An 18,957-nucleotide genomic window follows, 5' to 3' on the forward strand; every position below is an offset into this window, starting at 1 on the left:
CGCTAACCTTCTGCCCATGACTTACTGTGTTGCCATGCGGCTGCGCGCCGGCCTGCTGTTCGCGTCGGACTCCCGCACGAACGCGGGCGTGGATCACATTGCCACGTTCCGCAAGATGAACCTCTTCGAGCAGCCGGGCGAGCGCCTCGTCACGCTGCTCACGGCCGGCAATCTGGCCACCACGCAGAGCGTGGTGAGCCTGCTGCGCCAGCGTGCGACCGTCAATGGCCGCCATCTGATGAGCCTGACGTCGATGTACGACGTCGCGGAGCTCGTGGGCAAGACGCTCAAGGAAGTCGTCGCGCGCGACAGCGACGGCGTCGGCCAGCTGAACCAGGGCGTGGACTTCGGCGCCAACTTCATCGTCGGCGGGCAGATCCGGGGCGAGGCGCCGCGCGTCTTCCACGTCTATCCGCAGGGCAACTTCATCGAGGCGACCGAGGACACGCCCTACGTGCAGATCGGCGAGTCCAAGTACGGCAAGCCCATCATCGACCGCGTCATCGACTTCGACAGCTCGCTGGCCGAAGCGACCAAGTGCGCGCTGATCTCGTTCGACTCGACGATCCGCAGCAACCTGTCCGTGGGGCTGCCGATCGACATGCTGCTCTACAAGACCGACAGCTTCGCGCCGGCCGAGCCGCACCGCATCACCAAGGACGATCCGTATTTCAAGACCATCAGCCAGGGCTGGGGCGGCGGCTTGAAGCGGGTGTTCGAGCAGCTGCCGGACGACGACTGGTTCGCGTGAGCGGACCGCGGCGGCCTTTGGGGCCGTCGGTTCTTCGCAATCGCTGCGCCGGCCCGCATCGTGTACTTGAAGGTCCAGAACTTTCGAGCGCTCAGAGACGTCGAGTTCAAGGACCTCACGCCTTCCACTGTCCTGTTGGGTCCGACTGGCAGCGGCAAGTCGACAGTCTTCGTGTGAACTCGAGGCGCTTGAAGCTCTTCAGTCTCCCTGAATTGGCATGCGCAAGAGGCCGCTGACTATCAGGGGCCGGCGCCCCCTTCAGTGGGAGTTCAATCGTCGAGCGACTTCAGGAACTGTTTCAGCTCCGGCGTCCTCGGCGAGCCGAAGACATCGGCGGGCGTGCCGATCTCGTGCACGCGGCCTTGATGCATGAAGATCACCCGGTCCGCGACCTTGCGAGCGAAGTTCATCTCGTGCGTGACCATCAGCAGCGTCATGCCTTCGTCGGCCAACGATTCGACGACGCGCAGCACCTCGCCGACCAGCTCCGGATCCAATGCCGAGGTGATCTCGTCGCACAGCAGCACCTGCGGCTCCATCGCCAGCGCGCGCGCGATCGCCACGCGCTGCTGCTGGCCGCCCGACAGCTGATCGGGCATCGCATCGAACTTCTCGGCCAGGCCCACGCGCGCCAGCAGCGCGCGCGCCTGCTCGGCGGCATCCTTGTCGGAGCGTCGCTTCACCAGCGTCGGCGCCAGCATCACGTTGCGTCCCACGCTCATGTGCGGAAACAGGTTGAAGCTCTGGAAGATCATCCCGACCTGCTGTCGCAGCGCGCGCATCGCCATGGCGCTCTCGTGCAGCAGCGGCTTGTCGGCCACGCGCAGCGAGCCGTCCTGGAACTGCTCCAGTCCGTTGATGCAACGCAGCAGCGTGCTCTTGCCCGAGCCGCTCTTGCCGATCAACGCGATCACCTCGCCGCGCATCACGTCGAGGTCGATGCCCTTGAGCACCTCGTTCGTGCCGTAGGACTTGCGCAGCGCGGTGATGCGCACGATCGGCACACCTGGCGCAGGCATCGTCGTCGGCATGAGCGCCTGGTCGACCACGGGATCGATCTCGTGATCGATCGTCTTGTCAGGCAGTGCGGCCATGCTGCTTCCTTTCCAGGTGTTGGGCGGCCAGGCTCACGGGGAAGCACAGCGCAAAATAGAACAGGGCCACGCAGCCGAAGACCAGGAAAGGCTTGAAGCTCGCGTTGGCGATCATCCCGCCGGCCTTGGTCAGTTCCACGAAACCGATCACCGAGGCCAGCGCGGTGCCCTTGATGACCTGCACCAGGAAGCCGACCGTGGGCGCAATCGCCAGACGCGCCGCCTGCGGGAGGATCACGTGGCGCAGCTGCTCGCCGAAGCTCATCGCGAGGCTGCGCGCAGCCTCCCACTGGCCGCGCGGCACGGCTTCGACGCAGCCGCGCCAGATCTCGACGAGGTAGGCGCTCGTGTAGAGCGTGAGCGCCAGCGAGGCCGCCGTCCACGCCGACACGTCGATGCCCAGCAGCGACACGCCGAAGTAGGCCAGGAACAGCTGCATCAGCAGGGGCGTGCCCTGGAAGATGCCGACGTACGCGCCGATCACGTGCTGCGTCTTGCGGCCCAGTCCGATGCGCAGGCACAGCAGCGTCGCGCCGACCAGGCCGCCGCCGATGAAGGCGATCAGCGACAGCGCCACGGTCCAGCGCAGGGCGAGCGCGAGGTTGCGCAGGATGTCCCAGAGGGTGAACTCGATCATGAGCGTCTCCCGCCACCGAAGAACCACTTCGGCCCCGCCCAGAGCAGGAAGCGCCGCGTGATCAGCGACAGCGCCAGGTAGATCGCCAGCGCGACGAAGGTCGCCTCGAAGGCGCGGAAGTTGCGGCTGTGGATCAGGTTGGCGGCGTAGCTCAGCTCCTCGGTGGAGATCTGGCCGCACACGGCCGTGCCCAGCATCACGATGACGATCTGGCTGGTCATCGCGGGCCACACGCGCTTGAACGCCGGCGGCAGGATCACGCGGGTGAAGACCTGCGTCTGGCTGAGGGCCAGGCTTTGCGCCGCCTCCCACTGACCCTTGGGCGCGGCCTGGATGCCGGCGCGCAGGATCTCGGTGCCGTAGGCGCCGAGGTTCAGCGTCATCGCGATCAGCGAGGCGGCCTCCGGCGACAGCTTGACGCCCAGTGCCGGCAGGCCGAAGAACACGAAGAACAGCTGCACGATGAAGGGCGTGTTGCGCAGCAGCTCGACGTAGACGCCGACGCCGCGGCGCAGCGCCGTCGAGCCGCAGGCGCGGGCCCACGCGCCCAGCGTCGCGATCAGCAGGCCGAGCGGCACGGCGATCACCGTGAGGCCGACCGTCCACGCGAGGCCGCGCAGCAGCAGCGGCCACTCGGCGAGGACGGCGCCGAAGTCGAACTCGATCATGGGACGTTCAGAGCGGCAGTTCGCCCGCACCGCGGCCCAGCCACTTCTTGGAGAGCGCCTCGAGCTCCCCGCCCTGCTTGGCCGCGGCGACGATCGCGTTGACCTTCGCGAGCAGGGCGTCCTCACCCTTGGCCACGCCGATGAAACACGGGCTGTCCTTGAGCAGCAGCTTGTATTCGATGTTCAGGCCGGGCTGGCGCTGCATCAGGTTGCCGGCGACGGCGGCGCTGGTGGCGACCACCTGGGTCTGGCCGGCGGCGAACGCGGCGATGGTCGCGTTGTTATCCTCGAAGCGCTTGAACTCCAGCGTCGCCGGCGCGACCTTGGCGAGCTCCTGGTCCTCCATCGCGCCGCGCGTGACGGCGACGGTCTTGCCGCCAAGGTCGGCGAAGCTCTTGATCGTCAGGCTCTTGGGCGCGAAGACCGCTTGATAGAACGGCGCGTAGGCCGAGCTGAACGAGATGACCTTCTCGCGCTCCGGGTTCTTGCCAAGCGTGGAGATGACCAGGTCGGCCTTCTTGGTCTGCAGATACGGGATGCGGTTGGCGCTGGTGACCGGCACCAGCTCGACCTTCACGCCGAGTTTGGCGGCGATCAGTTCGGCCATCGCGACGTCCAGGCCTTGCGGCTTCATGTCGGGGCCGACGAAGCCGTAGGGCGGGTAGTCGGTCGGGATCGCGATCTTGATGGTCTTGGACTTGGTGATGGTGTCCAGCGCGGTCTGCGCCTGCGCGCCCAGCGAGAGGACGCCCAGGCCGAGGCCGAAGCCCGCCGCCAGCAGCAGGCGACGCGGCAGGAAAGCGCGGACGGAGGGACGGACGGCGTGGCTCATAACAGGGATCCTAGGTAGGGGGCGGGGGCGGAATCGGAGACGTCGGCCGCGGCCGTGCGTGCGCGCGAGCGGCGCGTCGGCGAGGCGGAAGACGATGAGGCGGAAGTCGATGCAGAGGCGCTCGACGCCAACGGCGAGAGCGCCTGGCGCAGGTGATGCAGCGGGTCGTCGGTCTGCGTCTCCAGCTGCAGTCCGGCCTGCACGCTGGCGAGGTGTTCGGCCATCAGCGCCTCGGCGCGGACGGCGTCGCCCTGTTCGAGCGCGGCGACGATGGCGACGTGCTCCTGGCAGGACTGCGCGGCGTCGTGCGACGACTGGTAGAGCATCGCGATCAGCGTGGTGCGCGCGGTGTAGTCGCGCAGCGTGTCGGCGAGCAGGCTGTTGCCGAGACACTCGGCCAGGCAGACGTGGAAGTCGCCGAGCAGGAAGCTGCGCGCGCCGACGTCGTCGCCGCGCAGGGCGGCCTTCTCCTGCGCGAGGTGCTTCTTCAGGCGCGTGAGCGCAGGTTTGTCGAGCGGGCGCCGGCCGCGAAGCAGGCCGAGCTCGATGACGCGGCGCGCTTCGAAGGCTTCACGGGCTTCGTCCCGCGAGGGGGCGATCAGGTACCAGCCGCGGCGAGCGCTGACGGTGACGATGCCGCGCGCGGCGAGACGCGTCAGCGCCTCGCGGACGATGGTGCGGCTGCAGTCGAAGAGCAGCGCCAGCTGCTGCTCGCCGAGGCGCGTGCCCGGCGCCAGCTTCTGCGCGAGCACGGCATCGATGATGCGCTGGCTGATGTCGGTGGCGGTGATGCCCATGCACGGGGCTTTGCAGCTTCCGTGCCAATGCGGGTCCACCCTGCCTTCCCAGGCTCATCTGTCTTGTATGCAAGCCAGAACGGCACCCGCGCACCGCCGTTGCGCACAAGCTTGGTGTGGCGGGCACTGGCAAGGTGCCCGCCCCATGTGGCGTTCAGTCAGGCGCATGGCGGAGATGCCGGTGAAGGCCCAGCATCCGCGTCTCTGCCCGCGTGAGCATCCTTGCCGCCGATGGCGACGTCCGTCGTCTTCAGCTCGTCCACCCCCACCTTCGCGACTCGTTGCCTCAGCTCATTGATGAGCGCTAGTCGCTGTTCGATCTCATCCAGAACGACCTTCTCTGAACTCGCACTCCACCTCGACAGAAGGTGGTGACGCTGGTCGTAGTCAGATGATTCACACCGATCGAGCACCTCCAGCAGACCGAATCGCGACGTCGAGTGCTCCAACGTCATCAGCAGCCGCTGCAGGTGGAATGCCTCCATACTTGCTGTCTCCTTCGGTTGGGAAGACAGCCAGTGTCAGAAAGAACTTCGGCGCCGAATATGGCGCCGAATTGCAGGAGTCGCTGATATCGAAGTCAGCGTCAGCCGTCGACCCGCATCGAGTAGTCAACCGCCTTCGCGTCCTTGGTCAGGCGTCCGACCGAGATGCGGTCGACGCCCGTCGCCGCGATCCAGCGCAGCTGGTCGATGGCCACGCCGCCGGACACTTCGAGCAAGGCCTGACCCCCGGCGATCGCCACCGCCTCGCGCATCATCGGCTCGCTGAAGTTGTCCAGCAGCACGCTGACCGCACCGGCCTTCAAGGCCTCGCGCAGCTGCTCGAGGGTCTCGACCTCGACCTGGATGGTCACGCCGGCCTCCAGCGCCTGCGCCTGCTGCAGCGCCTGCGTCACACCGCCGGCCGCGGCGATGTGGTTCTCCTTGATCAGGATCCCGTCGTAGAGGGCCAGGCGTTGATTCGCCCCGCCGCCCACGCGCACCGCGTACTTCTGCGCCAGCCGCAGGCCGGGCAGCGTCTTGCGCGTGTCCAGCACCGCGCAGCCGCGCGGGTTCGGGCTCGCGCCCTCGATCGCCCGCGCGTGCGCGCGCGTCGTCGTCGCCGTGCCCGACAGCAGCTGCAGGAAGTTCAGCGCCGGCCGCTCGGCCGAGAGCAGCGACCGGCCTTCGGCCTCGATGCGGCAGACCACCGTGTCGGACGCCATGTCGGCGCCCTCTTCATACGACCACTCGATCCGCGACGACCCGTCCAGCGCGAGGAACACGCCCTCGAACCAGTCGCGCCCGCACAGCACCGCCGCTTCGCGCACGCGGACATGCGCCGTCACGCGCCGGCCCGCCGGCACCAGCCGCGCGGTCCAGTCGCTGACGCCGATGTCCTCGAATAGCGCATCGCGGATGTTGCGCGCGCGGGCCTCGTCCAGGGTCTCGTTGTGGTCGAACATCGTCTCGGGTCTCTGCCTCGCGCTCGCGGCGCCTGTTTACTCGGCCTCGCCGATCGTGATCGACAGTTCGCCGAAGCCTTCGATCACGCCGGTGATCTTGTCGCCCGGCTTCACCGGACCGACACCTTCCGGCGTGCCCGTGTAGATCAGGTCGCCCGGCTCCAGGTGATAGAACTGCGACAGGTTGGCCACCAGCTCCGGAATGCTCCAGATCATGTCCGACAGGTCGCCGCGCTGCTTCTCCACGCCGTTCACCGACAGTGTGATCGCGCCGGTCGTCAGGTCGCCCTGCTCGGAACGCGGCACCAGCTCGGTGATCACCGCCGAGTGCTCGAAGCCCTTGCCCAGGTCCCAGGGCCGGCCGATGGCCTTGGCCTCGTTCTGCAGGTCGCGGCGCGTCATGTCCAGTCCGGCGGCGTAGCCCCAGACCGCATCGCCGGCCTGCTCGGGCGTCGCCTTGAACACCGGCTTGCCGATCGCGACGACCAGCTCCATCTCATAGTGCAGGTTCTTCGTTCCCGGCGCGTAGGGGATGGTGCCGCCCGACGGCGCCAGCGCGCTGGCCGGCTTGGTGAAGTAGAACGGCGGCTCGCGATCCGGATCACTGCCCATCTCGCGGGCGTGGGCCGCGTAGTTGCGGCCGACGCAGAAGATGCGGCTGACGGCGTAGCGCGCGTCGGTGCCGCGCACGGCCACGGCGGCCTGCGGCGCTGGGGGGAAGAGGTAGGTGCTCATGACGGTGCGGACGTAACGATCGAAACGATCATGAAAGGAAGGAAGGGTGCGCGCAGCATAACCTTGGCAAATCCGCGCCGCATTGCTAGGGTTGCGGCCATGTTTGAAGCCCGCCCCGCCGGTCAGCGCCTGACCGTCCTGACGTGTGCCCTGATCCTGGCCGCCTGCGCCAGCCCTGGCCCCTCCCCCAACCGATCCTCTTCCGGCGGCCCCAAGGTCTCGTCCTGGCCGGACCGCGACGGCCCCGACGCCGTCATTCCGCCCGATCTGAAGAAGGTGCCGGACGCGACGCCCAAGCTGGAATCCATCCGCAAGGGCGGACCCAACAAGCCCTATGAGGTGCTCGGCGAGCGTTATGAACCCATCGCCGAGGACAAGCCGCTGGTGCAGAAAGGCCTGGCGTCCTGGTACGGCCGCAAGTTCCACGGCAAGCCGACCTCCAGCGGCGAGATCTACAACATGTACGCGATGACGGCCGCGCACGCCACCATCCCGATCCCGAGCTACGCCCGCGTACGCAACCCGAAGAACGGCCGCGAGATCATCGTGCGCATCAACGACCGGGGCCCGTTCCACAAGGGCCGCATCATCGACCTGAGCTACACCGCCGCGCTCAAGCTGGACGTGCTGAACGGCGTGGCGCCGGTGGAAATCGAGCGCATCACCTATGAGGACATCCGCACCGGCGCGTGGACGCGCGACCGCGACACCTTGTCGCCCGATCCGAAGGTTGCTCCCGACACGCCCGTCTTCGCGGCCGCCACACCGAGCGGCGCGCCCGACCTGACGACCACCGCGCAGCTGCGTCCGCCGGTCACGCCGGTGCCGGCCCAGGTGCCGCTGCCGGCGCCCGCCGACGCAGGCATGACGCCCATTCCCATCACCGCGCTGCCGCCCGGCAGCGACCTGCCCCCGTCGGGCCAGTCCAAGGCCCAGGCGATGGCCGCGGCCACCGCCGGCGCGATCGCCGCCACCGACTCCGAGGCGCCCGTGCCCGCGCTCCAGCTCACCGCCGCCGCGCAAGGCTACTGGCTGCAGTTCGGCGCGTTCTCCCGCATGGAAGGCGCCGAGCAGCTGCGCGAGCGCTTCACGCGCGGCATGGAAGAGCTCGCACCGATGCTGACGATCTTCAAGGACAAGAACCTGCACCGCCTGCAGGCCGGCCCGTTCGCGAGCCGCGAGGATGCCCGCGCGGCCGCGGATCGCGTCCGCTCGTCGATGGCGCTGACGCCTATCCTGGTCGAACGGCGCTGAGGTTTCAGCGGCCGCCGGCCACGTCCAGCGTGGCACCCACGGTGAAGCTGGCCGCATCGGACATCAGCCAGGCGATCGCTTCGGCGATTTCCTCCGCCCGGCCGAGCCGGCCGATGGGAATGCCTTTTGCCGCCTCCGCCAGCAACGCGGGCAGAGCTTCCGCGGGGAGGCTGTCGGCATGGATGTCGGTCTCGATCACCCCGGGGCGCACGCCGTTGACCCGGATGCCCTCCCCGATCAGCTCCTGTCCCAGGCTCAGGGTCAGCGTGTCCACCGCCCCCTTGCTGGCGGCGTAGTCCGAATAGAGATGCGGCGATCCGCGCTGCGCCGCGCGCGACGACAGGTTGACGATCGCGCCGCCGCGTCCGCCCTGCGCGGTGCTCATCCGCGCCGCGGCCTGCTGTGTGCAGTAGATCAGCCCGAAGACGTTGACCTCGAAGACGCGCCGGAGGCGCTCAGGCGTGAGGTCCGCCAGCGAGGCCTTGCGGGCCACCATGCCGGCGTTGTTCACCAGACCGGTGAGCCGGCCGAGCCGCCCGTCGATCTCCGCGAACATCGCCGCGACCTGGGCCGGATCGGCGACGTCGGCGCGTATCGTCACCGCGCGCCGGCCGAGCGCCCGCACGCGCGAGGCGACGGCCTCGGCCGCGCCCGCATCCTGTCGGTAGTTGAGGGCGAGGTCGTGACCGCGCGCCGCCAGCAGCAGCGCGGTCGCCGCGCCGATGCCGCGACCGGCGCCCGTGACCAGCGTGATCGATTCAGGGACATCGTTCGTCATGGCCGCGATTGTGCGCGCGGCAGCGCTTTGCGATGATGGTTCGCATGCCGCCGCTCGACACCGCCACGTTGCTGATGGTGATCGCCGTGATCGACGCCGTCGCGTGTATCGTGTGGCTCGCGCTCGGCGACGTGCTGCGCATCGCGCCGCGCGCGTCGCGGCGGATCTCCGCCCACCACGGCCTGCTCGCGCTGAGCTGGTGGCCCGCGCTGCCGGCCTCGCTGGAGCGGCTGGTCGGGCTGCCGCTGGACCTGGTCGCCGCCGGCTTCCTCACCGCGGGCGCCCGCGCGCTCACGCGGGATCGCGACAACGCCCTCGACATCATGGCCATCGTGCTACTCGGCTTCGTCGCCGTCGCCTGCACGGCAGGCGATCCGGACCCCGCCCGCGCACGCGCCTTCTCCAACTTCATGGTCGGCGTGCTGGCGCTGATGGCGGCGCGCGACGTGGCCGTCGGCGCGGGCTTCCGCATCGCGCTCACCGGCGTCCTGGTGCTGCCCTTCGCCGCGTTCGCCACCGTGTGCTTCTGGCGGACCTTCACCCTGCTCGGCTGGCTGCCTCCGGCGTACGTCCTGGCGGGGCCGGGCGTCAACGTGCCGCTGGTCATGCTGATCCTGGTCGTGGACGTGACCATGGCCACCGGCCTGATCGCGCTCGTCATCCAGCGCCTGATCGCCAGGGTCCGCCACCTCATGCGCCGCGACGCGCTGACCGGCCTGCTCAACCGGCGCGCCCTGGAGGAGCACCTCGGCCGCATGCAGGCGAGGACCGATCGCGGGCGTCAGAACGCCGTGCTGATGCTGGACGTCGACCATTTCAAGCGCATCAACGACGAGCTGGGTCACGCCGGCGGCGACGCCGCGCTGCAGCACCTGTCGGCCGTGCTCGGCGCGACGCTGCGCGACGCGGACTGCTTCGGCCGGATGGGCGGCGAGGAGTTCGCGGTGCTGCTGCCCGACACCGACCTCGACGGCGCGATGCTGGTCGCCGAACGCCTGCGCGAGCTGCTGCAGAAGCAGCCGCTGGCCTGGGGCGACAAGCTCTGGCCGATCAGCGCGAGCTTCGGCGTGGCCACGATGCGTCCGGGTGACGCCAACGGCCACGGCGCCTTGTCGCGGGCCGACGCCGCCATGTACGCGGCCAAGGCGCGCGGGCGCAACCGCGTGCTGCGCGCCGCGGGCGAGGCGGAGTTCGCCTGATGCTGCCCGTCGCCGACCCCGTCTCGCTGGTCGCCGCGCTGGTGGTGCTGTTCGGCGTCGCCGCCGTGGTCTGGTTGATGATGGCCGTCGGCCTGCGCGAGTCGCCCTGGGCCTGCGTGAGCGTCGCGGGCGCGAACGCCGCGCTCGGCGCCTCCTTCCTGCTGCAGGAAGCGCTGGGGCTGGTGCCGCGGATGGATTACGGCTGGCCGGATTTCCTGTCGGTGGCGGCATTCGGCCTGATCCGCCTCACGGTCCCGCTGATCGGCGACCGCCCCGCGCCGTGGCGCACGACCCTGCTGGTGGTGGTCGGCGTCAGCCTCCTCACCGCCCGCTTCACCGACGGACCGCTGGGGCTGCCGCACAAGCTGATCCTCTTCAGCACGATGTGCGTGCTGGCGCTGCTGGCGGCCGTCGACGCCTGGCGGCTCATGCGCTCGCGCGGGCTTCACGTGCGCGCGGCGCTCATGCTGGCCTCGCCGCTGGTCGTCGTCGGCCTGCTGCTGCTCTCTCGACCGCTGGAGGCGGCGCTCGCGCCGGGCCGCACCGGCGACCTCGACGTCGTCAGCGCCTTCAACCTCGCGTGGCTGTGGGCCTCGCTGGTGCTGGCGCTGCTGATCAACGGCTGGATCGCCTTCCTGCTGCTGATGAAGCTGGTGCTGGAGATCCGCCGGCTGACCGAGCGCGACCCGCTGACCGACGCGCTGAACCGTCGCGCGCTGTCCGAGGCCGTCGACCTCGAGCACGCCCGCCTGATGCGCGGACACGGCTACGCGCTGGTGATGCTGGATCTGGACCGCTTCAAGCAGTTGAACGACACCCTGGGCCACGCGGCGGGCGATGCGGCGTTGAAGGCGCTCGTGACGCTGCTGCGGCCGTGCCTGCGCGAGGTGGACCGGTTCGCGCGGCTGGGCGGCGAGGAGTTCTGCGCGTTGCTGCCCGACACCGGCATCGCCGGCGCCGCGCTGGTGGCGGAACGGATGCGGACGCTGCTCGAGGAGCATCCGTTCACGTGGGAGGGACAGACCTGGCCCCTCACGGCGAGCTTCGGCATCGCCGAGTCCGCGCGCGAGGACGCCAGCGCCGCCGAGGTGCTCAGGCGCGCCGACCAGGCGCTCTACGGCGCGAAGGGCCAGGGCCGCAACGTGGTGCAGGCGGTGGAGCTTGAGCCGGCGACCAAGCCTGCGCCCTGACGACCTCCCCCAGAACCTCTCTCAGAACCTCCCGCGCAGGCTCAGCATCACGCTGCGCGGATCGCCGTAGTTGGGGTAGTCGAGGTTGGCCCAGTAGGTCTTGTCGAGCGCATTGCGGATCGACAGGCCGAGGCTGAAGCGGTCGTTCAACTGATAGTTGGCGTGCAGGTTCAGCAGCACGAAGGCGCCTTGCGTGACCGTCGTCGTGACCAGCGTCGGATGCGGGATGCCGAAGCCGGTGACCGTGCTCTGGTAGTTCAAGCCGCCGCCGACCGTCAGCCGTTCCCATCCGCCGCCCAGGCGGTAGCTCGTGTTCAGCTGCAGCGTGTGCTTGGGGAGGTTGGCGTAGATCAGGTCGGACGGGTGCCGCGTGATGCGCGTGTTGGCGTAGCCCGCGTTCAAGGTCCAGCCCGGCGCCAGCTGGCCGGAGACATCCAGCTCGAAGCCCTTGGTCTTGGTGCCGTCCACGCCGATGAAGGCGTTGCTGCCGTCCGGCAGCGAGCCGTCGGGCACCGAGGTGTCCTTCACCGCGTAGTTGTCCTGCTTGGCCTCGAAGACGGCCGCGGACACCGCCAGCCGCTTGTCCAGGAACTCGCCCTTGAGACCGAACTCGGTGTTGCTGCCGCGGACCGGCGCGAGCAGGTGGTCGTTCTTGTCCTTGTTGTTCTGCGGCTTGAACAGGTCGGTGTAGCTCGCGTAGAGCGACACGGCGTCGTTGATGTCGTAGACGACGCCGACATACGGCGACACCTCGTCGGACACCTGGTAGGCACCGGTCCGGGCCGTGAACTTGCCCGCGGTGTTGAAGGCGTCGGTGCCGGTCTTCCAGGAACTCAGGCGCGCGCCGGTGATCACCGACAGCGGTTCCAGCACCTTCCAGCGACCCATCGCGAAGATGCCGCTCTGCTGGGTCTCGGCCACACGCTTCGCACCCGTGGCGCTGAAGACCGGCGCCGGGGCATTGCCGTCCCAGCTGCGGATGTCGGGGATGTCGTAGCTCCACGAGGCGACCGAGGTCAGCGTGGGCGTGGTGGTGGTCGTCTTCACGCCGTTGGCGCCGATCACCAGGTCGTGCTTGCGACCGAACAGATCCAGCGTGCCGGAGGCGTAGAGATCGAGGCTGTCGCGCTTCTCCCAGCTCTTGCCGACGGCGGCGAGCAGCTTGAGGCCGGCGCCGGTCTTCGGATCCGGATAACCGCTGGCGTAGGTGCGCAGGCTGAAGGTGTTGCCCTCGCTGTGGTTGGCGATGGCCTTGAGCGTCCAGTCCTCGCCGAGCTTCTGCTCCAGCTGCGCGTAGAACGTGCCGTTCTGGCGCGACCAGCGCGTCCACGGCGGCGAGAAGCTGGTCTCGCGCGGCAGGCCGGCCAGCGAGCCGTCCGACGCGAAGCGCGGGATCGTGCCCCAGATGGGACCCTTGGGCACGTTGTTCTGGTCCTGGTAGCCGACGGTCAGCGTCGTGCTGGCGGTCAGGTCGGCCTCGACCGTGGCCATGAACGCGGTCTTGGTCTCGCTGTGGCGGTCGCGGTAGCCGTCCTTTTCCTGCGCCGAGGCGATCAGGCGGGCGCGCACGCTGCCGTCGCGCGTGATCGGGGTGTTGAGGTCGGCCTCGACGCGGTGGAAGTCCTCCGAGCCCATCACCAGGCCGCCGTAGGCGGAGAAGATCTTCTCCGGCCGCTTGCGGATCATGTTGACGGTCGCCGACGGGATGCCGGCGCCGGTGGTCAGGCCGTTGGCGCCGCGCACGACATCGATGCGGGAGTAGAAGACGGTGTCGTACTCCTGCTGCGTGCCGCCGCTGTAGGTGGGCACGCCGTCGATCTGGAAATCGGTGATCTGGAAACCGCGCGCGAAGTACAGCGGCCGCTGCGTGTCGTAGAACGACACGTTGACGCCGGTGATGTTCTGCATCACGTCGTTGATGCTGATGAGCGTCTCGTTCTCGAGGCGGCTCGCGTCGATGCTGCTCATCGACTGCGGCGTCTCGCGCGCGGTCAGCGGCAGGCGCGTGCTCGCGCCTTCGAGCTTCTTGCGTGCGGCGCTGATGGTCACACGGTCCAGCGCGCGGCGGCGGTCGGCGCGGGTGGCGCCCTCGCCGGCGGCGTCGGCAGCGGACTCGGCCGCTGGCGCGGCATCGGCCTGCGGCCCGTCGGCGTCGGGTGGGGACGACGGCGTCGATTGGGCCACGGCGGCACCGGCGGACAGCAGGAACGCGACGGCAGCCGCGACAGGGGTTCGGGAGGAGCGTGACATGTGGAAGAACTGCATCGAGCAGGCGCGAGCCCGCATACCGGCGCGCGCGGGCGCACCAGCCCCGGGGAGGGAGGTGGAGGACGGAGGCTTGCGGGATCGGCTCCAGGATCGCGCGGCGTAGGCAACGGGCGTTGCCGGGCGCGAGGGAGCGGGAGATCAGGCTGGCGGGAGGCCCATCGGTCAGGGTTTACCTGTCAGATGAGAACTGTTCTCATTGTAGAAACAGTCGGGTGATGGCCTCAGGCAAAACCTGTCACCTTGTGCGGTCTTCAGGCCAGGGCAACGCGATTGCGTCCCAGATGTTTGGCGCGTTCGACGGCGTCATTGGCGCGCGCGATGAGCAGGTCGGTCGCGTAGGGCGGCGCGCTCGCGAGGCCCATGCTGAGCGTCACGTCCAGGCCCGGGGCGAGTTCGTGCCAGGGATGCACCGAGACGCTGGCCCGGATGCGCTCGCAGACCTCGAAGCCGCGATCCGCGATGGTGTCGGGGAAGACGACGAGGAACTCCTCGCCGCTCCATCGCAGCAGCAGGTCGGAACCGCGGGTGTTCTCGCGCAGCAGCTCGGCCAGTTCCTGCAACACGCGGTCGCCGATATCGCTGCCGTGACGCTCGTTGATGTTGCGCAAGCCGTCGGCATCGATGAGGGCGACGGTCAGCGGCCGGTCCTCCTGCTCCGCCGTGCGCAGCAGCGGCGGCAGCCGGGCTTCCAGGCAGCGGCGGTTGCCGAGACCCGTCAACGGATCCTTGAACTCGGCGGCATCGCGCGCGGCGAGGCTGGCCGGATCGGTGGCGAATTCGGCCTCCATGCGCGAGACGAAATACTGCGATTGCGCCATCAGCTGCGAGACCGCGCGACGGCGCTCCAGCGTGCGCGCCTGTTCGAGATGGAACAGCGACGGCCCCAGCAGCGCCAGCGCCTTCGCGGCGCGGTAGCTGGCCTGGTGCAGGCGCACGCGCAGGAACAGGGGCACGTCGCCGGGCATGACATGCTCGGTTTCCGCGCTCAGCGCCTGCAGCTGCTCCCACGCCGCGGTCGACTGCCCGCGCGCGAGCTGCAATTCGGCGAGCATGCAGCGCAGGCGCCAGTCCAGCAGCCGGAAGCCGGCGCGTTCGCATTCGTCGCGGGACTCGATCAGCAGCGGTTCGGCTTCGTCGAGGCGGCCCATCAGCAGGAGCACCTCGCCGAAGTTCGACGCGGTCAGCGCGATGCCGTAGCGGTCGCCGAGCTGCAGCGAATGCGGGCGCGCCTCGCGGGCGAGTTCGAGCGCGCGGTCGAGCGTGCGCGTCGCCTGCTCGGGCGCGGCGCCGTCGCGTTGCAGGTGGTAGGCGCCGATGGAGACGGTGCACAGGTTGGTCAGCGTGACCACGCGCTCGAAGGGCGTGGCGTTGGTGCGGAGCAGTCCGGCCGCCTCGCTCATCAGGCGTTCCGCCTGCCAGGGATCGCCCATGCGCTCGAAGCAGGCGCCGAGGCCGTTGAGCGCGACCGCGTGCAGCCGCACGTCGCCGAGTTCGCCGGCGAGCTTCAAGGCCTCATGCGCGCAGGCCAGGCCCTGTTCGTAGGCGCCGAGCTCGCAGGCCGCGAGGCTCATCCAGCGCAGCAGCTCGCACATCGCGGGGCTGGCGCCGAGCGGCCGCATCAGGCGCAGCGCGCGCTCGCCGACGTCGAGCATGCCGGGGAGATCGCCCATGCGCAGACGGAAGAAACTGCGCAGCTTGCCGGCCTCGGCCTGCTCGTTGATGAAGCCCTCGGCATCGGCGCGATCCCAGATCAGGTCGGCCAGCGCGACGCCGTCGTCCAGCCGCGCCTGCTGCTGCGCGAGGCGCGCGCGCTCGAGCAGCTCGCCCAGCGGCACGCCGTCGAGCGCCTCGGGCAGGATCGGGTCGGAAGAGGGATCGCCGGTCGGAAACATCCGGCAAGGTTAGCCGATCAGCGGCGTGCGACGGCCGCTGGCCCTCACCCCCACCTCTCCCGCGGTGCGGAAGAGGGAGTTCCGGCGGCTTACTTGCTCGTGGGCATGACGAACTCGGCGCCCTTGGCGATGCTGGCGGGCCAGCGCTGCATGACGCTCTTCTGCTTCGTGTAGAAGCGGACGCCCTCCTCGCCGTAGGCGTGCATGTCGCCGAACAGGCTCTTCTTCCAGCCGCCGAAGCCGTGCCACGCCATCGGCACGGGGATGGGCACGTTGATGCCGACCATGCCGACCTGCACGCGGCGCGCGAATTCGCGGGCGACGTTGCCGTCGCTGGTGAAGCAGGCGACGCCGTTGCCGAACTCATGGGCGTTGACGAGGTCCAGCGCCTCGCCGAAATCCTTGACCCGCACGCAGGCGAGGACCGGGCCGAAGATCTCTTCCTTGTAGATGCGCATCGCCGGCGTCACGTGATCGAACAGCGTGCCGCCGGTGAAGAAACCGTCGGGCAGGCCGTCGACGCGGTGACCGCGGCCGTCGACCACCAGCGACGCGCCTTCCTCGACGCCATGGGCGATGTAGCCCTCGATGCGGTCGCGCGCCTCCCGCGTGACGATGGGCCCCATCTCGGCGTCGAGCGCCATGCCGTTCTTGATCTTGAGCGCCTTGGCGCGCTCGGCCAGCAGCGGCACGATGCGGTCGGCGACGTCGCCCACCAGCACCGCCACCGAGATCGCCATGCAGCGCTCGCCCGCCGAGCCGTAGGCCGCGCCGATCAGCGCATCGACGGCCTGGTCGATGTCGACGTCGGGCATGACGACCATATGGTTCTTCGCCCCGCCGAGTGCCTGCACGCGCTTGCCGTTGCGGGCGCCGGTCTCGTAGATGTACTGCGCGATCGGCGTGGAGCCGACGAAGCTGAGCGCCCGGACGTCGGGATGGTGCAGCAGCGCGTCGACGACCTGCTTGTCGCCCTGCACCACCTGGAAGATGCCGTCGGGCAGGCCGGCCTGCTGGAAGAGTTCGGCGATGGCGAGACTCGGCGACGGATCCCGCTCGCTGGGCTTGAGGATGAAGGCGTTGCCGGTGGCGATGGCCAGCGGTGCCATCCACATCGGGACCATGAAGGGGAAGTTGAACGGCGTGATGCCGGCGACGACGCCCAGCGCCTGACGCGTGGTCCAGTTGTCGATGCCGGTGGAGACCTGCTCGGTGTAGTCGCCCTTCAGCAGCTGCGGCACGCCGCAGGCGAATTCGACCACGTCGATGCCGCGGCTGACCTCGCCCTGCGCGTCGGTGAAGACCTTGCCGTGCTCGGCGGTGATCATCGCGGCGAGACGATCGCGGTGCTGGTTCAGCAGGTCGAGGAACTTGAACATCACGCGCGCTCGGCGCAGCGGCGGTGCGTCGGCCCAGGCGGGGAACGCAGCCTGCGCGGCGGCGACGGCGGTGTTGACGTCCTCGACGTTGCCGAGCTGCAGCTGACGCGCGACCTGCCCTGTGGCGGGATTGAAGACCGCCTGGCTGCGCCCCGACGTGGCCGGACGGCGCTCGCCCGCGATGAAGTGGGTGATGTCGGCGCCGTCGGTGAAGGCGACGGGGGCGTGGGTGGACGAGGTCACGGCGGGTCTCCTGTTTCTCGGGGCCCGAGCTGCCGCGCGGACCTATGGGGATGGGAACGAGTCTAGGCACCGCGCCCCCACCTGCCTAGCCCAGATCACCAACCACATTGTTCGATAGACTGAACAATCATGGCCCGCCGCTCCCCCACCCCGACGCCCGCCGACGCCCGGTTGGCTGGCGCGTCCGCCCCCTCCATTCCCTCGGAAGTCGAGGCCTTGTCCCTGCGGGGGGAGGTGCGCGACGAGCTGTTGTGGTCGCAGCTGCAGGCCCTGATCGCCGTGGCCCGGCTCGGCAGCTTCACCAAGGCGGCTCAACGGCTGGGTCTGTCGAAGGCGGCGATCAGCCAGCGGGTGGCGGAGCTGGAACGCCACCTCGACCAGCAGTTGGTGCAGCGCACGACGCGCTCGGTGCGCCTGAGCGAGGCGGGGTCGCGTCTCGTCGAGCAGGCGGAGCCGGGTCTTGCCCTGCTGAGCCGCAGCCTGAGCGAAGCGCGTGACGCGGCGGGTGCGCCGCGCGGCCTGCTGCGCGTCACAGCGCCGGTGGCGCTGGGCAGGCAACACGTGGCCCCGGCGCTGCCGGCGTTCTTCGATCGCTATCCGGAATTGCGGATCGAGCTCGACCTGTCGGACCGGTTGGTGCCGCTGGCGCAGGAGGGCTTCGACCTGGCGATCCGCCACACGAGCGCGCCGCCGGAGACGCATGTGGCGTTCAAGCTCTGCGCCTCCCGGGCGCTGCTGACGGCGAGCCCTGCGTACCTGGCGCGGGCCGGCGTCCCGCAGCATCCGGCGGAATTGGCGCAGCACCGCTGCCTGCCGTACCTGCGACCGGGCCCGGCGCAGTGGTTCTTCGAGCGCGGCGCGGGCGAAGCGGAACGCGAGCGCATCCGCGTTCCCGTGCAGGGCAACTTCCGTGCGAGCAACAGCGAGGTGCTGCGGGACGGCGCGCTGTCGGGGCTGGGCATCGCACTGCTGCCGGACTTCAGCGCGCGGGACGCGATGCGGGAAGGCGGCTTGGTCGAGGTGCTGCCCGATTGGCGAGCGGTCGGCTTCTTCGGCGATGCGATCTACGCGATCCACCCGTGGAGCAGTCACACCCCGCAGGGAGTGCGTCTGCTGATCGACCACCTCAAGGACGTCATGCGCGAGGGGTATTGACGGCAGCGCCAATCCCCGAGAGGGCATCCAGCCGCGCACGAAGATCCGCGATCTCGGAAGCGAAATTGTCCCGGGCGGTTGTGGCGCCGACGAGCTCCATCTCGGCGGCGAGGCGCTTGTCCGACTCCGCGGCGGAGGTCGCGACCTGACGTTCCAGCTGTTGTCGGAGGTCGACGAGCTGCGCATCCTTCCCGGCGATCGCCAGCTGGTCCTTGGCCTTGCCGACGAGCGCATCGGAGGCGATGTCGCGCGCATGGCGCAGCTCGACGGTGAGGCGCTCGATGCTGGCGTCGCGTTCGGCGACGTGGGAGAGCGCCTCATCGCGAGCGGCGGCGACCTGGTCCAGATGCGACTGCAGCTCGTCGCGCTCGGATTCCGCGCGCTCGTTCAGATGCAGCAAGGCGGCGAGGTCTGTCTCGGTCCGCGCGAGGCTGTCGCGCAGGCGCTCGGCAACGTCCTCCATCAGGTGGCGCGCGTCGCGAAAAGTGCTCGTGGCAGCGGAGGCGGCGGAAGTCGCGGCCGCAGTGGTGACGGCCGCGTCGTCGAAGGTCGTGTCCATGTCGGTTCCCAATCAGGTCCGTGAGCCGAAGGGATCACGGCGGCGACCGATGCGTGTGCCGGGCGCTCATGGACTTGAA

At 69.4% G+C, this 18,957-nt stretch carries 19 protein-coding genes; 6 read left to right on the forward strand and 13 right to left on the reverse strand.

Annotated elements, in window-relative coordinates; all coding sequences use genetic code 11:
• The first annotated feature begins 16 nt into the window (after positions 1-16).
• Together PV762_RS13695 and PV762_RS13700 are read left to right on the forward strand one after the other, a co-directional pair.
• Positions 17-751 (forward strand): peptidase, encoded by a 735-nt coding sequence (locus PV762_RS13695; RefSeq protein ID WP_421035557.1) that lies wholly within the window; start codon positions 17-19, stop codon positions 749-751.
• A gap of 60 nt (positions 752-811) precedes the next feature.
• Positions 812-928: an AAA family ATPase gene (locus PV762_RS13700; protein WP_421035558.1), complete on the forward strand. Its 117-nt coding sequence runs from the start codon at positions 812-814 to the stop codon at positions 926-928.
• 92 nt (positions 929-1,020) lie between these two features.
• Here PV762_RS13700 and PV762_RS13705 read toward each other — a convergent pair whose 3' ends face one another.
• The 8 genes from PV762_RS13705 to PV762_RS13740 form a co-directional block, all read right to left on the reverse strand.
• Complete coding sequence (locus PV762_RS13705; RefSeq protein WP_421035655.1) at positions 1,021-1,782, reverse strand: amino acid ABC transporter ATP-binding protein; 762 nt, start codon at positions 1,780-1,782, stop codon at positions 1,021-1,023.
• A 46-nt stretch (positions 1,783-1,828) separates the two neighbouring features.
• On the reverse strand, positions 1,829-2,482 hold the full coding sequence (locus PV762_RS13710; protein ID WP_421035559.1) for an amino acid ABC transporter permease: 654 nt from the start codon (positions 2,480-2,482) through the stop codon (positions 1,829-1,831).
• Entirely contained in the window at positions 2,479-3,150 is a 672-nt protein-coding gene (locus PV762_RS13715; protein WP_421035560.1) for an amino acid ABC transporter permease, read from the reverse strand. The genes PV762_RS13710 and PV762_RS13715 overlap by 4 nt, the downstream gene beginning before the upstream one ends.
• A gap of 7 nt (positions 3,151-3,157) precedes the next feature.
• Positions 3,158-3,982, reverse strand: a complete 825-nt coding sequence (locus PV762_RS13720) for a transporter substrate-binding domain-containing protein (protein WP_421035561.1) — start codon at positions 3,980-3,982, stop codon at positions 3,158-3,160.
• Positions 3,979-4,779, reverse strand: a complete 801-nt coding sequence (locus PV762_RS13725) for a GntR family transcriptional regulator (RefSeq protein ID WP_421035562.1) — start codon at positions 4,777-4,779, stop codon at positions 3,979-3,981. The genes PV762_RS13720 and PV762_RS13725 overlap by 4 nt, the downstream gene beginning before the upstream one ends.
• 158 nt (positions 4,780-4,937) lie before the next feature.
• On the reverse strand, positions 4,938-5,264 hold the full coding sequence (locus PV762_RS13730; protein ID WP_421035563.1) for a hypothetical protein: 327 nt from the start codon (positions 5,262-5,264) through the stop codon (positions 4,938-4,940).
• Positions 5,265-5,365: 101 nt separating this feature from the next.
• Positions 5,366-6,226 (reverse strand): carboxylating nicotinate-nucleotide diphosphorylase, encoded by an 861-nt coding sequence (gene nadC, locus PV762_RS13735; protein WP_421035564.1) that lies wholly within the window; start codon positions 6,224-6,226, stop codon positions 5,366-5,368.
• Positions 6,227-6,262: 36 nt separating this feature from the next.
• Positions 6,263-6,961 (reverse strand): fumarylacetoacetate hydrolase family protein, encoded by a 699-nt coding sequence (locus PV762_RS13740; RefSeq protein ID WP_421035565.1) that lies wholly within the window; start codon positions 6,959-6,961, stop codon positions 6,263-6,265.
• Between the two features lie 99 nt (positions 6,962-7,060).
• On the opposite strand from PV762_RS13740, the gene PV762_RS13745 reads away from it, so the two are divergent.
• Positions 7,061-8,215 carry a septal ring lytic transglycosylase RlpA family protein gene (locus PV762_RS13745; RefSeq protein ID WP_421035566.1) on the forward strand — a complete coding sequence of 385 codons (1,155 nt, stop codon included), beginning with the start codon at positions 7,061-7,063 and terminating at the stop codon, positions 8,213-8,215.
• Positions 8,216-8,219: 4 nt separating this feature from the next.
• Here the strand turns inward: PV762_RS13745 and PV762_RS13750 are convergent, their stop codons facing one another.
• Entirely contained in the window at positions 8,220-8,993 is a 774-nt protein-coding gene (locus tag PV762_RS13750) for an SDR family oxidoreductase (RefSeq protein ID WP_421035567.1), read from the reverse strand.
• Positions 8,994-9,037: 44 nt separating this feature from the next.
• On the opposite strand from PV762_RS13750, the gene PV762_RS13755 reads away from it, so the two are divergent.
• Positions 9,038-10,192: a diguanylate cyclase gene (locus tag PV762_RS13755; RefSeq protein WP_421035568.1), complete on the forward strand. Its 1,155-nt coding sequence runs from the start codon at positions 9,038-9,040 to the stop codon at positions 10,190-10,192.
• The gene (locus tag PV762_RS13760; protein ID WP_421035569.1) at positions 10,192-11,382 is read left to right on the forward strand and encodes a GGDEF domain-containing protein; all 1,191 of its coding nucleotides are present in this window, start codon (positions 10,192-10,194) and stop codon (positions 11,380-11,382) included. Before PV762_RS13755 ends, PV762_RS13760 begins: the two co-directional genes overlap by 1 nt.
• Before the next feature lie 21 nt (positions 11,383-11,403).
• On the opposite strand, the gene PV762_RS13765 is transcribed toward PV762_RS13760, so the two are convergent.
• From PV762_RS13765 to PV762_RS13775, 3 genes are all read right to left on the reverse strand, one after another.
• Positions 11,404-13,632, reverse strand: coding sequence for a TonB-dependent siderophore receptor (locus PV762_RS13765; RefSeq protein WP_421035570.1), 2,229 nt, complete (start codon positions 13,630-13,632; stop codon positions 11,404-11,406).
• Between the two features lie 269 nt (positions 13,633-13,901).
• Positions 13,902-15,542 carry a diguanylate cyclase domain-containing protein gene (locus tag PV762_RS13770; RefSeq protein WP_421035571.1) on the reverse strand — a complete coding sequence of 547 codons (1,641 nt, stop codon included), beginning with the start codon at positions 15,540-15,542 and terminating at the stop codon, positions 13,902-13,904.
• Between the two features lie 89 nt (positions 15,543-15,631).
• The gene (locus tag PV762_RS13775; protein ID WP_421035572.1) at positions 15,632-17,164 is read right to left on the reverse strand and encodes a CoA-acylating methylmalonate-semialdehyde dehydrogenase; all 1,533 of its coding nucleotides are present in this window, start codon (positions 17,162-17,164) and stop codon (positions 15,632-15,634) included.
• Positions 17,165-17,293: 129 nt separating this feature from the next.
• Here PV762_RS13775 and PV762_RS13780 point away from each other — a divergent pair, with 129 nt between their 5' ends.
• Complete coding sequence (locus PV762_RS13780; protein ID WP_421035573.1) at positions 17,294-18,319, forward strand: LysR family transcriptional regulator; 1,026 nt, start codon at positions 17,294-17,296, stop codon at positions 18,317-18,319.
• Here the strand turns inward: PV762_RS13780 and PV762_RS13785 are convergent.
• Positions 18,300-18,878, reverse strand: a complete 579-nt coding sequence (locus PV762_RS13785; protein ID WP_421035574.1) for a hypothetical protein — start codon at positions 18,876-18,878, stop codon at positions 18,300-18,302. The genes PV762_RS13780 and PV762_RS13785 overlap by 20 nt on opposite strands.
• Positions 18,879-18,957: the final 79 nt, after the last annotated feature.

The organism is Mitsuaria sp. CC2, from assembly GCF_048957715.1.
Taxonomy (GTDB): domain Bacteria; phylum Pseudomonadota; class Gammaproteobacteria; order Burkholderiales; family Burkholderiaceae_C; genus Roseateles.

Coding starts and splice junctions, on each gene's coding strand:
- PV762_RS13765 (WP_421035570.1), bottom strand. CDS start 13,632: ATGTCACGCTCCTCCCGAACCCCTGTCGCGGCTGCCGTCGCGTTCCTG.
- PV762_RS13725 (WP_421035562.1), bottom strand. CDS start 4,779: ATGGGCATCACCGCCACCGACATCAGCCAGCGCATCATCGATGCCGTG.
- PV762_RS13740 (WP_421035565.1), bottom strand. CDS start 6,961: ATGAGCACCTACCTCTTCCCCCCAGCGCCGCAGGCCGCCGTGGCCGTG.
- PV762_RS13695 (WP_421035557.1), top strand. CDS start 17: ATGACTTACTGTGTTGCCATGCGGCTGCGCGCCGGCCTGCTGTTCGCG.
- PV762_RS13785 (WP_421035574.1), bottom strand. CDS start 18,878: ATGGACACGACCTTCGACGACGCGGCCGTCACCACTGCGGCCGCGACT.
- PV762_RS13720 (WP_421035561.1), bottom strand. CDS start 3,982: ATGAGCCACGCCGTCCGTCCCTCCGTCCGCGCTTTCCTGCCGCGTCGC.
- PV762_RS13760 (WP_421035569.1), top strand. CDS start 10,192: ATGCTGCCCGTCGCCGACCCCGTCTCGCTGGTCGCCGCGCTGGTGGTG.
- PV762_RS13745 (WP_421035566.1), top strand. CDS start 7,061: ATGTTTGAAGCCCGCCCCGCCGGTCAGCGCCTGACCGTCCTGACGTGT.
- PV762_RS13715 (WP_421035560.1), bottom strand. CDS start 3,150: ATGATCGAGTTCGACTTCGGCGCCGTCCTCGCCGAGTGGCCGCTGCTG.
- PV762_RS13780 (WP_421035573.1), top strand. CDS start 17,294: ATGGCCCGCCGCTCCCCCACCCCGACGCCCGCCGACGCCCGGTTGGCT.
- PV762_RS13770 (WP_421035571.1), bottom strand. CDS start 15,542: ATGTTTCCGACCGGCGATCCCTCTTCCGACCCGATCCTGCCCGAGGCG.
- PV762_RS13750 (WP_421035567.1), bottom strand. CDS start 8,993: ATGACGAACGATGTCCCTGAATCGATCACGCTGGTCACGGGCGCCGGT.
- PV762_RS13705 (WP_421035655.1), bottom strand. CDS start 1,782: ATGCCGACGACGATGCCTGCGCCAGGTGTGCCGATCGTGCGCATCACC.
- nadC (WP_421035564.1), bottom strand. CDS start 6,226: ATGTTCGACCACAACGAGACCCTGGACGAGGCCCGCGCGCGCAACATC.
- PV762_RS13710 (WP_421035559.1), bottom strand. CDS start 2,482: ATGATCGAGTTCACCCTCTGGGACATCCTGCGCAACCTCGCGCTCGCC.
- PV762_RS13755 (WP_421035568.1), top strand. CDS start 9,038: ATGCCGCCGCTCGACACCGCCACGTTGCTGATGGTGATCGCCGTGATC.
- PV762_RS13730 (WP_421035563.1), bottom strand. CDS start 5,264: ATGGAGGCATTCCACCTGCAGCGGCTGCTGATGACGTTGGAGCACTCG.